The following is a 14,201-nucleotide window of genomic DNA, read 5'->3' as shown; positions in this document are numbered from 1 at the left end:
GCCGCCACAGCAATACGGCGGCCGCGGCCTTTTATTTGATGAAAAGGGAGGCTCCCCCAATGATCACGATTCAAGGCAAGGGCGTTTCTGCCGGTGTCGGCGTTGGCCCGCTCTATTTTTACCGCCGCGCCACGGCAGAGATCAAGCGCTATACCGTAGAGGATACCGATGCCGAGTGGCATCGCTTTAAAGGTGCCCAGACCGGCGCCGTTGAGCAGCTGGGCGATCTGGCCGAGCAGGCCCGCAGGGATGCCGGTGACGAGGCCGCCATGCTGTTTGAAACGCACCAGATGATGGCTGAGGACCTCGACTATGAGGAGGCCATCGAGGACCGCATTCTCAACCAGAAGATGAACGCCGAGGCCGCCGTTTCCGACACGGCCGAGCAGTTTGCCGAGATGTTCGCCTCGATGGACGATGCCTACATGCAGGCCCGCGCCGCTGATGTCAAGGACGTCAGCCAGCGCATCCTGAGCATCCTCTGCGGCATCGTACAGGGCGGCATTGCTTCCGATGTGCCGGTGCTGCTCTGCGCTGACGATCTGGCCCCGTCCGAGACGATCCAGCTTGACAAGACCAAGATTCTGGGCTTTATCACGGCGGGCGGCTCCGGCTCGAGCCACACCGCCATTCTGGCCCGCACAATGGGTATCCCCGCCATCGTCGGCATGGGCGATGCGCTCAAGCCCGAGTATGAGGGCCGCGCCGCCATTGCGGACGGCAGCACCGGCGCGCTTGTCATCGACCCCGATGACGACACCCGCGACCGCCTGATGAAAAAGCGCGATGAGCAGCTGCGCCTCCAGCGTCTGCTGGAAACGCTGAAGGGTCAGGCCAATGTGACGAAGGACGGCAAGACCATCCGCATCTACTGCAACATCGGCTCGCCCGAGGATGTCCACGCCGTGCAGGTCAATGACGGCGGCGGCATCGGTCTGTTCCGCTCCGAGTTCCTCTATCTGAACACCAGCGATTATCCGACCGAGGATCAGCAGTTTGAGGCCTACAAGCAGGTCCTGTCCGACATGGACGGCAAGGAGGTCATCATCCGCACGCTGGACATCGGCGCTGACAAGCAGATCGGCTACTTTGATCTGCCGAAGGAGGATAACCCCGCCATGGGCATGCGCGCACTGCGCATCTGCCTGACCCGGCCCGAGATCTTCAAGACCCAGCTGCGCGCCCTCTTCCGCGCCTCCGCCTTCGGCAAGCTGGGCATCATGTTCCCGATGGTCACCTCCGTCTGGGAGGTCCGCGAAGCCAAGAAGCTCTGCGAGGAGGTCAAGCGCGAGCTGAAGCAGGAGGGCATCCCCTACAGCGAGGAGGTCCAGATCGGCATCATGATTGAGACACCCGCCGCCGCCATCAACAGCGACCGTCTGGCGAAGGAGGTCGATTTCTTCAGCATCGGCACCAACGATCTGACCCAGTACACGCTGGCCTGCGACCGCCAGAACAATGACCTGGGCCGCTTCTACGACCCGCATCATCCGGCCGTGCTGCGCCTGATCCGCCTTGTGACCGAGAACGCGCACAAGAACGGCATCTGGGTCGGCATCTGCGGTGAGCTGGGCGCTGACCTCGCCCTGACCGAGACCTTCCTGGCATTCGGTGTGGACGAGCTTTCCGTCACCCCGCGCTCGGTGCTGCCGCTGCGCAACGCCGTCCGCATGACCGACACCCGCGAGACCAGCGACCGCATTTTGAGCGAGCTGGATTCGGATTATACGGCACGGTAAAATTGGTTTTATAAAATAAAGTGGACACCTGATGAAATGTCAGGTGTCCATTTTTTGTGGGTGGCAGCGGCGAAGCAGCAAAGCCCCTCCGGTCATCGCTGACGCTCGACCACCTCCCCTGTGAGGGGAGGCTTTAAAAGGCTCCCCTTTCAGGGGAGCTGGCCGAGCCCGCGAGGCCTGAGGGGCTTTACCCATGTGCCGTCAGCACCACTTATTCCAACTCAAAATCCCCGGGCAGCAGCAGCTCCAGACTTGCATCCGGGTCTGCCACCAAGCGCTTCGACTGGTTGAGGATGGCCTTTTCCAGCGTATTGCGGGCCATACGGCCGTTGCCGTTCGTGGCGGCATCCTCGGCCTGCTTGCGGTCAAAATAGGTGACCAGCGGCAGTCTGCAGCCCTCGTCCAGCGTGTAGCCCTTGCCCTTGGCGATGGAGAGCATGATCTTATACAGCTCCTCGCCGGTATAGTCGGGGAACTCGATCTGGTTGGGGAAGCGGCTGGCCAGACCGGAGTTGGCGCTCAGGAAGAGCTGCATCTCCTTCGTATAGCCCGCCAAAATTACGACCAGATCATCGCGGTGATCCTCAATGCCCTTGACCAGCGTGTCGATGGCCTCCAGCCCGAAGCTGTCCTCCCCGCCGCGGTAGAGGGCGTAGGCCTCGTCAATGAACAGCACACCGCCCAACGCACTCTGTATGACCGAATTCGTCAGCGGTGCCGTGTGGCCCACATAGCGGCCCACAAGGTCGGCGCGGGTGACCTCGACCAGCTGGCCGCCGCGCAGCGCACCGATGGCCTTGAGGTATTTTGCCAGAATGCGGGCGATCGTGGTCTTGCCGGTGCCGGGATTGCCGGTAAAGATCATGTGCATGTTGACCTCGGCCACCTTGAGGCCCTGCGCCTTGCGGCGCTGCTGGGCCTGCACATTTTTGGCAATGTCGCGCACATAGCTCTTGATTTCGTCCAGACCGATGATGGCATCCAGCTCCGCCTCGACTGCGTCCACATCGCCGCGGTACTGCTGGGGCAGCAGCGCCAGCAGGTCGATGGGCGCGCCGCCGTCCACTGCCATGCACAGGCGGCCGTTCTCGGCACTCAGCAGGGCTGGGGTGCCGTCCGCGGGCGGCGTGTCGGCATCCAGCACATACTCGGCGATGGCGCGGTAGACGGTCTCGCAGTAGTCGCGCATTGCCTGCATGCCGCTGGTCTTGCCGTACTGGGCGGCCAGCAGGTCGCGCACATCCGCCCCCATTGAGAGCGCCAGCCCGCACTGCCGGCGGGTGCGCTGCGCCAGATAATTCAGCTCCCGGGCAGCCACGGCGGCCAGTGCGTCGGGGGTGAACACCTCCGTGCGGCAGATGTCGCCCGCCACGGCGTCCACAAACTTCGCGCCGAAGCTGTCGGCCAGCGCGGCCTCACCCTTGTTGGAGTAGAAAACAAAATACTTGCCACCTGCCTGCAGTTCCCCGATGGCGCCGGGGGCCAACGCCGTGCCCACATCTACCAGAATGCCGCGCTGCAGCACATACCGGCTGGACAGCGCCAGTGTGCCGTCCAGCGCAAGGGTGGACAGCATATTCAGATAGTTGGCGGCGCAGCTCTCATAATGCTCAAAGGCCAGCACCTCGGCGTCCGACTGCAGCGCCGCGTACAGATCCTGCAGAAACAGCTTTTCCTGCGCGGGGCCGGGGTAGAGAGCCAAATCGAGCGTTTCAATGCGCGCACTGCGCAAAATGCCCCGGGCAGCCAGCTCCTCGACCACACAGCCCAGCGCATAGTGGCGGCCGGTGCCGTTGGGGCCGCAGAGCAGCATCACGCTGCGCGCGCGGTCGGCCTCCTGCGCGGTCCCCAGCACAAAGGGGCGGCGGAACGCCTTGACCAGCGCCGACACAAAGGCGTCCTGCCCCAGCACCTGCGCCCTGATCGTATCGGCCACGCCGGTAAAATCCACCTTAGCGGGGGCTGCCGGGGCCGGGGCGGGGGCTGCCACCGTGCCGCCGAGCAGTCCGTCCTGCTTGAGCGATTTTGTCAGGTCGCTGCTCATTTTGCGCACGCTCTCTGCCGTGGCGGCACCCGCCTTCTGCACACCGGCCAGCACGCTCTCTGCGGCATTCTGCCGCTTTTGGGCGGCGGTCAGGGCATCCAGCTGGGCCTGCATCTGCTGCACGGCCTCACTGGCCTCGGCAGTCTGGCGGGGAGTGGCGGCGTATTTGCCGCCGCCCATCAGGCCGCGGACCCAGGCATCGTAACTGTCTTCCAGACTCATGATTCGTCCTCTTTTTCCGGGCCGATGCCCGCATCAGCCCCTGCAGAATTGCGGGGGAGTTTAACGGCGTAAAAGTCCTTGACGCTGCAGCCCGCACGGCCGCCACCTGCACAGGCGCAGGCACACGCGCAGCTCGAAGCACACGCGCAGGCGCAGCTGCTTGCGCAGCTTGCATGGTTGGAGTGGCTGCGCCCCGTGCCGCCGCCGCGCGTCCTGCCGCCGCCGGACTGGTATTTTGCCGGCGGGTCGGTGCGGTGGTAGCCGCTGGGCGGGGGTGCCGCACAGGGCCGGCGGATCGTGTGTACCCCGTTGGTGTACCAGAACCAGTCATCGGGGTCGATGTCACTGCCGAAGCCGCCGCCCCAGTCGGGGGACCGGGCCGCCACCGCAATGATGATAATGGCCGCCGCCAGCAGAAGGATAATTACGGTTGCCAGCACCCCGATGATCTCATCCGTGGTCATGCCGCTGTCGTAGTCATCGGTGGTCATGGCGGCATCGGGGGCAAAGGCTGCGGCGTTCGTCACAGGGACCGTCACATGCACATTGGCGGCCTGGCCATGCTTCAGCGCGCCGAAATCCCAGGTCAGGTACTCGCCGTCAATGCCGGTGTTATCGGCCACAAAGCCATCGTAATTGCGCCAGCGCACCTGCATATTCTCAACGCTCAGATCATCGAACCAGCCGGGCGTGAAATTGAAGGTTGCCGTGCCGTCATCATTTTTTGTAAACAGATGGCTCTGGTGTACGCGGAACGCAAAACGGACGCTGCTCTCGCCGCCGTTCTGCGCCGCTACAGCGGGGGAGTAGTAGCGCTGGGTGAACACGACCTTGGCATAGCTGCCGCCGTCATCGGAATACTGCAGATCGTAGATCGTATCGGTCAGCGGGGTCATCTCGTTCACGCTGGAATTGGCCAGCCCGATCTTGACCCAGCTCAGATAGTCGGTCTTATCGCCGTCAATGACCTGCCAGTCGATGTCGTAGGTGATGTCGGCAGAGCCGTCCTCCCGCGGATCGACCGTCACGACATAGCTGCGGATATAATCCATATCGCCGTCCTCGGCGCAGGGGGCCTCGGTCTGGGCCGCCGCAGCGGGCAGGGCCAGCAGCGCGCCGCAGGCCAGCACGGCACATAAAAGCGCCAGACGGCGCATAAATTGCATCTTCATCGGCAGCCCTCCTGCATCGGGGTATCGCCCAGCTGGCAGCGCTGTGCCATCTTCGCGCTCTCCTCCCGGATGGCGCGGCACTCATGACTGTGCCAGATGCGCGGCCACGGTGTGCGCAGCAGGTTGCCCAGCCCCTTGCCGGTCAGCCAGCTCTGGCAGGGCAGGACCGTACCGTCCGGGGCGATGGCCATATTGGACAGGCAGGCACCGCAGCTGGGGATCTGGGTAAAGCCGAGCGCCCGCAGCGTATCCTCGGGCAGCCAGCCGGGGCTTGTAAAGCTGATCTCGATGCCGTTGGCGGCGGCATACTCCATCGCGGGGCGCAGCGTTTCCTCCAGCTCGGCGGGGGTCAGCCGCACAGCGCGGCTGGCGGCGGTATCGGCATTGCCGGCCGGGATAAGCCCGCTGCAGGTCAGATACCGTATGCCCAGCGTGTGGGCCAGCTTCACGACCGACAGATAGTCGCGGTTCAGGCTGCAGAGCGGCGTGTTCAGGCTGACATTCAGGTCTGCGGCCAGCGCGTTGTGGATGCCGTTGAGGGTGTCATTGTAGCCGTCCACGCCGACCAGCTGGTTATGGATCTCTGCCTCGGCGGAATAAAAGGTGATCTGCACCGCATCAAGGTTTGCGGCGCGCAGATCCTTGCACATCATGCTGGTCAGCATCCGGCCGTTGGTGTTCAGCCGGGTCACAAACCACTGGGCCGCCTGCACCAGCTTGATCAGATCATGGCGCAGCGTAGGCTCGCCGCCGGTAAAGGTCAGCTGAGTGACACCCGCGCTGCGGCATTTTTCAATGACCGCCAGCCACTGGTCGGTGTCCAGCTCCGGCACGGCGGAAAGCGGCTGGTTGGCCGCATAGCAGTGCAGGCATTTCTGGTTGCAGTGCCACGCGCCGTCCTTGACCATTGAGCTGACCATCAGATCTATGCGGTGGGGCCCGACCATGCGGGACGCATACGCCGCCAGCTGCATGGGCTGGATTGTCAGCGTCGGCGTACCGCCCCGTGCAACGGTGCACAGGCAGTCCAGCATCGCCTGCAGATCGCCCTCGATCTGGGCATACTCAGCCTTGCGGTAAATTTTGCGGGTGGCAGACACCGCCTGCGCCTGAATGGCCTCCCAGTCCTGCGGGCGTATCTCCTTGCCGGTGTAGGGATTCAGTGCTTCGATCAGGTTGGTCAGCAGGATCGCCCAGCTGACATTCAGCGGCAGAATGTCCTGCCCGTTCAGAATTGCTGTGAACGGTGTCTCACGGTCGGGCCTGTGGCAGGGCACCAGATGGATGCGCACCACGCCGGGGCCGTCCGGGTCAAGCGTGATATGCCGCACCCGGTTCAGATGGCCATGCAGGAATCGATGCTCCCGGTAGGTCAGATGTTTTGTATTTCTCATAAAAAGAGGTTCCCCTCGTCAATCGTAATATAGCAGTATCCTTGCGATACTTATAGGAAAGTATACCATATTTTGAAAAGAATTACAACTCTGTAACAACAGAAAAGCACCCGCCGCGCAGGCGGGTGCAAGGTATACGGGGCCGGAGCGGCCCTTTGTTTTGTCAGATTGACCGGAAGCCCTTGCCGACAATCTCACTGCTGTTGACGATCGTGATAAAGGCGTGGTCATCCAGCCCGTGGACATGCAGGCGCAGCTTCTGGGCCTGCCCGCGGGTCAGCACGGTGGTCAGCACCCATTTTTTATCGTGGGTGTACGCGCCCTCGGCATGCTCCATCGTGGCGGAGCGGTGCAGGTCATTGACAATGAAGTCCCGCACAGGTTCAGGGTTGGAGGTCACAACCGTGCAGACCTTGCGCATGTTGATGCTCTCGATTGCGCTGTCTGCAACAGTGCTTTTCAGGATCATGCCCAAAATGCAGTACAGGCCGGTGGCAGGACCGTAGAGATAAGCACCCGCCAGCACAATGCCGAGATCGCTGACCATCAGCGCGCGGCCGACTGGCATACTGGTGTACTTGTTCAAAATCATCGCCACAATGTCGGTGCCGCCGGTGGACGCACCGATGTTAAAGACGATGGCCGCACCCACAGCCGACAAAATGACCGCAAAGCAAAGCTCCAGAAAGACATCATCGGTCAGCGGGCGGGACAGCGGGTAGACGCGCTCACACAGGCTGACATAGAACGACAGCGCAAAGGAGGAGTAGATCGTCCACCCCATCGACCGCACACCCAGAAAGACAAAGCCCAGTGCGACCAGCGCCGCGTTGATGAACCACATGAACGCGCCCACATTCCACCGTGGGAACAGCGTTGCCAGCACGATCGACAGGCCGGAGGTGCCGCCGAACGCAAAGTGGTTTGGCGTTTTGAAAACGGCAATGCCCACTGCCGTGGCCACAAGGCCGAGATTCAGCAGAAAGAAAAATTTGACATCGGACCACAGCTCCCGCGGGGTCAGGTGCTTTTTCAGCTGCGCTAACAAGTCAGACGCCCTCCCTTAGAATGTCAGGTTGCCGAACTCGGAGAGCTTGAGGGTCTCATTGTGCTGCTCGGCCCAGTTGATGCTCCACGGGCTGCCGAAGAGGAGCAGCGGGTTGCCCTTCATATCCTCGATGGCGCGGGTATCACTGGTCAGGTCCAGATGCTTGATGTCCAGCTCATCGGGATCGTTCAAGATCCAGCGCAGATGCTCATACGGCAGGGACTGCATACGGATATCGACATTGTACTCGTTTTTCAAACGGTACTCCAGAACCTCCAGCTGCAGCACACCGACCACGCCGACAATGACCTCCTCCATGCCGGAGCCGAGGTCGCGGAAGATCTGGATCGCGCCTTCCTGCGCGATCTGCTCCATGCCCTTGACGAACTGCTTGCGCTTCATCGTGTCCACCTGCGTCACACGGGCAAAATGCTCGGGTGCAAAGGTCGGGATGCCGGCAAACTGAACATGCTTTTTGCCGGTGCAGAGCGTGTCGCCGATCGAGAAGATGCCCGGGTCGAACAGACCGATAATATCGCCCGCATAGGCCTCGCTGACGATGGCGCGGTCATCGGCCATCAGGCTGGTGCCGGTGGCAAGCTTGATGTTCTTGCCCTCCTGCACATGGAAAGCCTCCATGCCGCGCTCAAACTTGCCGGAGCAGATGCGCAAAAACGCAATGCGGTCGCGGTGATTCTTGTTCATGTTGGCCTGAATCTTGAACACAAACCCGCTGAACTGCTCGCTGCAGGGGTCCACCAGCTCGCCGCTGGCAGCATCCTTGCGGGGCAGGGGGGCGGGGGTCAGCCGCAGAAATTCCTTCAGGAACGGCTCAACGCCGAAATTGGTCAGGGCGGAGCCGAAGAACACGGGGCTTAATTCGCCGCGCTGTACGGCCGCAAGGTCAAATTCCTCGGCAGCGCCGTCGAGCAGTTCAATGTCCTCTGCCAGCTTTTCATGGTTGGCCGTGCCGATCAGCGTGTCCAGCGCGGCATCGCCCAGCTCGGCCTCGACCTCATCGACCATCTTGACGCCGTTGGCGCGCCCATCGCTCGAGAACGCCAGCACGCGCTTGGCGCTGCGGTCGTAGACGCCCTTGAAGTCCTTGCCGCAGCTGATGGGCCAGTTCATCGGGTATGTCTTGATGCCGAGGATCTCCTCGATATTTTCCATCAGCTCAAACGGGTCGCGGGCCTCGCGGTCCATCTTGTTGACGAAGGTGAAGATGGGGATATGGCGCAGTGTGCAAACCTTGAATAGCTTGATGGTCTGGGCCTCAACACCCTTGGCGGCGTCGATGACCATGACGGCGCAGTCCGCCGCCATCAGGGTACGGTAGGTATCCTCACTGAAGTCCTGATGACCCGGGGTGTCCAGAATGTTGATGCACTTGCCCTGATAGTTGAACTGCAGGACAGAGGAGGTGACCGAGATACCACGCTGCTTCTCAATATCCATCCAGTCGGATACAGCGTGCTTGGCGCTCTGCTTGCCCTTGACGGAGCCGGCCGTCTGGATGGCCCCACCGTAGAGCAGGAGCTTTTCGGTCAGTGTGGTTTTGCCGGCGTCGGGGTGCGAGATGATCGCAAATGTGCGCCGGGATTCGATTTCTTCGCGCAATGATGCCATGATGACTCCTTATATTTGTGTGTGTACGGAATTTCGTCCCGATTCTTTACATGGGGGGCACACTCCTCTATAATAATCCAATATTATATCATACACGGTTTGCCCGCTAAATGCAATGAAAAATTTGCTTGACAGAGAGAAAAGTGTGGGGTTTAATGGGGGTAGGTGCGGCGGGCAGGGGACTGCCCGCCCTGCAAAGCCGCCGCGGAATGTTATCCTTATTGCAACTATAATAAGATAGGAGTGTCCCACTATGCCTCTCACCCTCGCTGTCATTTCCACCAGCCGCATTGTTGACGAGTTCCTTGCCAATGCCGCCGCCATGCCGGAGATCTCGGTGCAGGCTCTCTGCTGCCGTCCCCAGAGCCGCCCCAAGGCCGAGGCATGGGCCGCGCAGTACGGCATCCCGGCCGTCTACACCGATGAGGACGCCTGCTACGCCGCCGGCGGCTTCGATGCCGTTTACATCGGCACGGCCAACCACCTGCACTATGCCGCCGCCAAGCGGGCGCTGAACGCCGGATACCATGTCATCCTTGAAAAGCCCTTTGTCTCCACCGCGGCCGAGGCGCGGGAGCTGTTCGCCCTCGCCGATGCCAAGGGCCTTGTGCTGTTCGAGGCCATCACGATCCCTTATATGCCGCAGTTTGCCTTCCTGCAGCAGCAGACGGCAAAGCTCGGGCCGATCAGCGCGGCCTCGGCGGTGTTCTGCTCTCACAGCCGTCTGTACGATGATTACTGCCGTGGCATTGTCCATCCTGTGTTCGACCCGGCCTGTCAGGGCGGTGCGTTGGGGGACATGAACGTCTATTGTCTGCATCTGCTTGTCGGGCTGCTGGGTATGCCCAAGGCCGCAGAGTACCGCCCTGTGCGCGGGGAGAACGGCATTGATGTTGCCGGGCTGGCGCTGCTTGATTACGGCCGCTTTACCGCCACCGCGCTAGCTGCCAAGGATTCCAACAGCCGGAACGGCATGGTACTGCAGGGTCCCGGCGGGTACCTTGTGGTGGACGGCAACCCCAACTCTCTGCCCGCCGTTTACAGCCTGCTGGGCGCTCAGCGGAATGACTGCGTGCGCACGGACGGCCCCGCCGCGCCGCGCCACCGCATGGCCTATGAGTTCGCCGAGTTTGCCCGCATCATTGCTGCACACGACACAGCCGCTGAGACGGCTGCCCGCCTGCGCACGATGCATGTGATGGAGCTGCTGGAGCTGCTGCGCCAAAATACCGCTGACGGTGAATAAATAAGCGACCCCCGTCCAAACTAACGGCATACACATTTCAACCGAAAGGGACGGGAAGCATGAACCATATCAAACAGTTTTTCAAGGAAAAAGGGCTGTATCTGTTCTGTCTGGCCATGGTATTTGCGGCCACAGCGGCGGGGATTCTGGCACTGCGCAGCATCGTAGGCAATGTTGCCGACCTGACGCGCATCCGCAAAGAGGCCCTGCAGGACGATTCCGTCTGGACACAGCCGGATGCGGCCATCGACAAGCCTGCCGAGGATGTACCAAAGCCTACCCAGACGCCGGCCGCAGCCGAAAAGCCCGCAGCCACCGCCGCGCCCGAGGCCGCACAGGCTCCGGCAGCCGACGCACCGCCCGCCGCCAGACCGGGGATCTGGGATGCCAAACCGCAGGCGGCGTTCAGCGGCAATGAGCTGGTCTACAGCGAAACCTTGGGTGACTGGCGCACCCACAACGGTGCAGATTACGCTGCCCCCGCCGGCCAGAGCGTATGCCCCGCCAAGGCCGGCAAGGTCACATCCGTGACCGAGGATGCGCTGTGGGGGAATGTGGTGGAGGTCGAGGACGCCAACGGCATCACATGGCGCTATTGCGGCCTGGCTGCCCCCGCCGTCAAGGCAGGGGACAGCGTGACAACCACCGCCACATTGGGCAAGGCGGGTGCCATCCCCGCCGAGACGAGCGGCGAGAACCACCTGCACCTTGAGTGCATCAAGGACGGCGCGTACCTCGACCCGGAGGGCCTGCTGTAAAGTGCCTTCCCCCGTGGGGGAAGGTGCCCGAGGCCCCGCCCGAGGGCGGATGAGGGGTGGCCTTCCGGTTGCGGCCCATGCACGGGTCGTGATGGTAAACTCTGCCCTCATCAGTCAGTGGTCTGGGCCACTGACAGCTTCCCCCGCGGGGGAAGCCATTTCAAAAAAGGCGTGTACCCACACCGGGCACACGCCTTTTTTTTGCAAATTTTACTGGTACTGCTTCACATTCAGCATCCGGGTCGCGTTCAGCACGGCCAGCACCATGACGCCTACATCTGCAAAGACACCCCACCACATGTTTGTGATGCCCAGCGCCGTCAGGATCAGGCACAGCGCCTTGACCGCCAGCGCAAAGACAATGTTCTGATAGGCAATGCTCATGCACTTGCGGGAGATGCGCATTGCAAGGCTGATCTTTGCCGGATCATCGTCCATCAGCACAATGTCGGCGGCCTCGATGGCGGCATCGCTGCCCAGCGCGCCCATCGCAATGCCGATGTCAGCGCGCATCAGCACCGGTGCATCGTTGATGCCGTCACCCACAAAGGCCAGCTCTTTTTTCTCGGGCTTCTGGCTCAGCAGCTTCTCGACCCACTCGACCTTATCGGCGGGCAGCAGACCTGCATGGACCTCGTCAATGCCCAGATCCTTGGCCACCAGCTCGGCCACGGCGGGGGCATCGCCGGTCAGCATGACGGTGCGCACGCCCTGCGCCTGAAGGCCCTGCATGGCGGCTTTGGCAGTGGGCTTCTCCTCGTCAGAGATCAGGACCGAGCCCAAAAAGCTGCCGTCACGCGCCACATAAACGACCGTACCCGCGCCCTCGGCGGCGGTGTAGGAGATTTTTTCGCTTTCCATCAGGCGGGCATTGCCGGCCAGCACGGTATGACCGTCCACCAGCGTTTTCACGCCGTGGCCTGCGATCTCCTGCGCATCGGAGGCGCGGCGGGCGTCCAGCCCCGGGCAGGCCTCGCGCAGGCTCTTGCTGATGGGATGGCTCGAAAAACTCTCGGCCAGCGCGGCACTCTCGAGCAGATCCTTCTCGCTCACGCCGTCAACAGGGGCGGTGCGGGTGACCTTGAAAACGCCCTTCGTCAGGGTGCCGGTCTTGTCAAACACGGCAATGCCGGTCTTGGACAGTGCCTCCAGATAGTTGCCGCCCTTGACCAGAATACCGCACTTGGACGCGCCGCCGATACCGCCGAAGAAGGTCAGCGGAATCGAGATGACCAGCGCACAGGGGCAGCTGATAACGAGGAATGTCAGCGCGCGCATGATCCAGTCGAGCCAGCCGCCAAGGAACAGCGGCGGCACAACGGCCAGCACCAGCGCGGCAATGCAGACAGCGGGGGTGTAGTAGCGGGCAAATTTCGTGATGAAATTTTCGACAGGAGCCTTTTTCAGGCTGGAGTTTTCCACAAGGTCCAGAATTTTTGCCACCGTGGACTCACCGTAGAGCTTTGTCGTGCGGATGCGCAGCACGGCATCGGCGTTGACGCAGCCGCTGATGACCTCATCGCCGGGGCGCACGGTGCGCGGGCGGCTTTCACCGGTCAGGGCGGCGGTGTTCAGCGTAGACTCACCGGTCAGTACCACGCCGTCCAGCGGGATCTTCTCGCCGGGCTTTACAACGATTGTAGAGCCGATGGCCACATCGTCCGGGTCAACGACCGAGACGCCGCCGTCCGCAGCCTCGAGATTCGCGCTGTCGGGCCGGATGTCCATCAGCGCCGAGATGCTCGACCGGCTCTTGCCGACGGCATAGGACTGGAACAGCTCCCCGATCTGGTAGAACAGCATAACGGCCACGCCCTCGGCGTACTCACCGCAGCCCATAGCGCCCACCGTAGCGACCGCCATCAGGAAATTCTCGTCAAAGACCTCGCCGCTCTTAATGCCCATAAAGGCCTTGCGCAGCACATCATGGCCGATGATGAAATAGGGCACCAGCCACAGCGCCAGCTGCACAAACCACGGCAGTGCGGTAAAATGGAACACCACCGCCAGCAGCACCGTCAGCACCAATGCCGCAAGGATGCGCTTGAGCGTTTTTTTCTGTTTCTTCGTCATGAGTAGCTTCCTCCAAATCCGGGGCAAAAGGCGGCCCACCGCCGTGGATGGGCCACCCTTGCTTTACAGCTCGATCTCGAAATCAGGCTCGACCTTCTTCGCCGCCTTGACGGCGTCCTTCAGGACGGCATCAAACTTGTCATCATCAGCCTCCAGCAGCATTTTCTGGGCCATAAAGCTGACGCTTGCGTTCTTAACGCCGGGCAGTGCCTTGACGGCGGTCTCGATCTTGGCAGCGCAGTTGGCGCAATCGACTTCGATCTTGAATTTCTTCTGCATGGTGGTGGTCTCCTTTGTATAAATAAGTATTTTTTAATATGAGTAACTGGATTTAAAGGCTTCCCCTGAGGGGGAAGCTGTCCGCGAAGCGGACTGATGAGGGGCAAACTTGCCGTTATTGCTCGTTGGCGGGTCACTGCCGAAACGCCGCCCCTCATCCGGCCCTCGGCCACCTCCCCCCTGGGAGAAAGCTTTTTACTCCTCCGTATGCTCCATGCCCAGCGCGATCATGCTGCGCACATGGTCATCATCGAGGGAATAGTACATCGCCTTGCCCTCGCGGCGGAACTTGACGAGCTTGCTGGTTTTCAGCACCCGCAGCTGGTGACTGACCGCACTTTGCGAGATGCCTACCACCTGAGCAATGTCGTTGACGCAAAGCTCGCTTTCAAACAGTGCATACAAAATTTTGATGCGGGTCGAATCGCCGAACACGCGGAACAACTCGGCCAGATCGTACAGCACTTCATCATTGGGCAGGTCATCCTGCAGGCGGCGGATGTCGGCCTCACCCAGCTGGGCGGTTTCAGGCAGCTTTTCGCCTGTTTTTTCGTTCTCGGGCACTGTCATCATCCTCTCATATGTTTGTTTGTTCAT

Annotated in this window: 11 protein-coding genes; 3 read left to right on the top strand and 8 right to left on the bottom strand. The window is 61.6% G+C overall.

Annotation, left to right across the window (positions count from 1 at the left end):
- Window positions 1–59: 59 nt before the first annotated feature.
- The gene (ptsP, locus tag OGM67_06950) at window positions 60–1,739 is read left to right on the top strand and encodes a phosphoenolpyruvate--protein phosphotransferase (protein UYJ36040.1); all 1,680 of its coding nucleotides are present in this window, start codon (window positions 60–62) and stop codon (window positions 1,737–1,739) included.
- A 211-nt stretch (window positions 1,740–1,950) separates the two neighbouring features.
- Here the strand turns inward: ptsP and OGM67_06945 are convergent, their stop codons facing one another.
- The 5 genes from OGM67_06945 to OGM67_06925 form a co-directional block, all read right to left on the bottom strand.
- The gene (locus OGM67_06945) at window positions 1,951–4,005 is read right to left on the bottom strand and encodes an AAA family ATPase (protein UYJ36039.1); all 2,055 of its coding nucleotides are present in this window, start codon (window positions 4,003–4,005) and stop codon (window positions 1,951–1,953) included.
- Window positions 4,002–5,177: a hypothetical protein gene (locus OGM67_06940; GenBank protein ID UYJ36038.1), complete on the bottom strand. Its 1,176-nt coding sequence runs from the start codon at window positions 5,175–5,177 to the stop codon at window positions 4,002–4,004. Before OGM67_06940 ends, OGM67_06945 begins: the two co-directional genes overlap by 4 nt.
- A complete protein-coding gene (locus OGM67_06935) occupies window positions 5,174–6,571 on the bottom strand; it encodes a radical SAM protein (protein ID UYJ36037.1) in 1,398 nt (465 codons plus the stop codon). Before OGM67_06935 ends, OGM67_06940 begins: the two co-directional genes overlap by 4 nt.
- A 163-nt stretch (window positions 6,572–6,734) precedes the next feature.
- Window positions 6,735–7,619, bottom strand: coding sequence for a YitT family protein (locus OGM67_06930; protein ID UYJ36036.1), 885 nt, complete (start codon window positions 7,617–7,619; stop codon window positions 6,735–6,737).
- A gap of 15 nt (window positions 7,620–7,634) precedes the next feature.
- A complete protein-coding gene (locus OGM67_06925) occupies window positions 7,635–9,248 on the bottom strand; it encodes a peptide chain release factor 3 (GenBank protein UYJ36035.1) in 1,614 nt (537 codons plus the stop codon).
- A gap of 253 nt (window positions 9,249–9,501) precedes the next feature.
- Between OGM67_06925 and OGM67_06920 the strand changes: the two genes are divergently transcribed.
- The gene (locus OGM67_06920) at window positions 9,502–10,494 is read left to right on the top strand and encodes a Gfo/Idh/MocA family oxidoreductase (protein ID UYJ36034.1); all 993 of its coding nucleotides are present in this window, start codon (window positions 9,502–9,504) and stop codon (window positions 10,492–10,494) included.
- Between the two features lie 59 nt (window positions 10,495–10,553).
- Entirely contained in the window at window positions 10,554–11,252 is a 699-nt protein-coding gene (locus OGM67_06915; GenBank protein ID UYJ36033.1) for a M23 family metallopeptidase, read from the top strand.
- A gap of 210 nt (window positions 11,253–11,462) precedes the next feature.
- Here the strand turns inward: OGM67_06915 and OGM67_06910 are convergent, their stop codons facing one another.
- The 3 genes from OGM67_06910 to OGM67_06900 all read right to left on the bottom strand — a co-directional run bounded on the left by OGM67_06910 (window position 11,463) and on the right by OGM67_06900 (window position 14,201).
- A complete protein-coding gene (locus OGM67_06910; GenBank protein ID UYJ36032.1) occupies window positions 11,463–13,325 on the bottom strand; it encodes a heavy metal translocating P-type ATPase in 1,863 nt (620 codons plus the stop codon).
- Between the two features lie 63 nt (window positions 13,326–13,388).
- On the bottom strand, window positions 13,389–13,604 hold the full coding sequence (locus OGM67_06905; protein ID UYJ36031.1) for a cation transporter: 216 nt from the start codon (window positions 13,602–13,604) through the stop codon (window positions 13,389–13,391).
- Between the two features lie 195 nt (window positions 13,605–13,799).
- Window positions 13,800–14,201 (bottom strand): metalloregulator ArsR/SmtB family transcription factor, encoded by a 402-nt coding sequence (locus OGM67_06900; GenBank protein UYJ36030.1) that lies wholly within the window; start codon window positions 14,199–14,201, stop codon window positions 13,800–13,802.

Source organism: Oscillospiraceae bacterium (assembly GCA_025757985.1).
In the GTDB taxonomy this organism is placed as follows: domain Bacteria; phylum Bacillota; class Clostridia; order Oscillospirales; family Ruminococcaceae; genus Gemmiger.
This window is presented reverse-complemented; position numbering and strand designations above follow the sequence as displayed.

Excerpts from the sequence above, each read along its gene's own strand:
- ptsP (UYJ36040.1), top strand. The coding sequence starts at position 60 with ATGATCACGATTCAAGGCAAGGGCGTTTCTGCCGGTGTCGGCGTTGGC.
- OGM67_06945 (UYJ36039.1), bottom strand. The coding sequence starts at position 4,005 with ATGAGTCTGGAAGACAGTTACGATGCCTGGGTCCGCGGCCTGATGGGC.
- OGM67_06940 (UYJ36038.1), bottom strand. The coding sequence starts at position 5,177 with ATGAAGATGCAATTTATGCGCCGTCTGGCGCTTTTATGTGCCGTGCTG.
- OGM67_06935 (UYJ36037.1), bottom strand. The coding sequence starts at position 6,571 with ATGAGAAATACAAAACATCTGACCTACCGGGAGCATCGATTCCTGCAT.
- OGM67_06925 (UYJ36035.1), bottom strand. The coding sequence starts at position 9,248 with ATGGCATCATTGCGCGAAGAAATCGAATCCCGGCGCACATTTGCGATC.
- OGM67_06920 (UYJ36034.1), top strand. The coding sequence starts at position 9,502 with ATGCCTCTCACCCTCGCTGTCATTTCCACCAGCCGCATTGTTGACGAG.
- OGM67_06915 (UYJ36033.1), top strand. The coding sequence starts at position 10,554 with ATGAACCATATCAAACAGTTTTTCAAGGAAAAAGGGCTGTATCTGTTC.
- OGM67_06910 (UYJ36032.1), bottom strand. The coding sequence starts at position 13,325 with ATGACGAAGAAACAGAAAAAAACGCTCAAGCGCATCCTTGCGGCATTG.
- OGM67_06905 (UYJ36031.1), bottom strand. The coding sequence starts at position 13,604 with ATGCAGAAGAAATTCAAGATCGAAGTCGATTGCGCCAACTGCGCTGCC.
- OGM67_06900 (UYJ36030.1), bottom strand. The coding sequence starts at position 14,201 with ATGAACAAACAAACATATGAGAGGATGATGACAGTGCCCGAGAACGAA.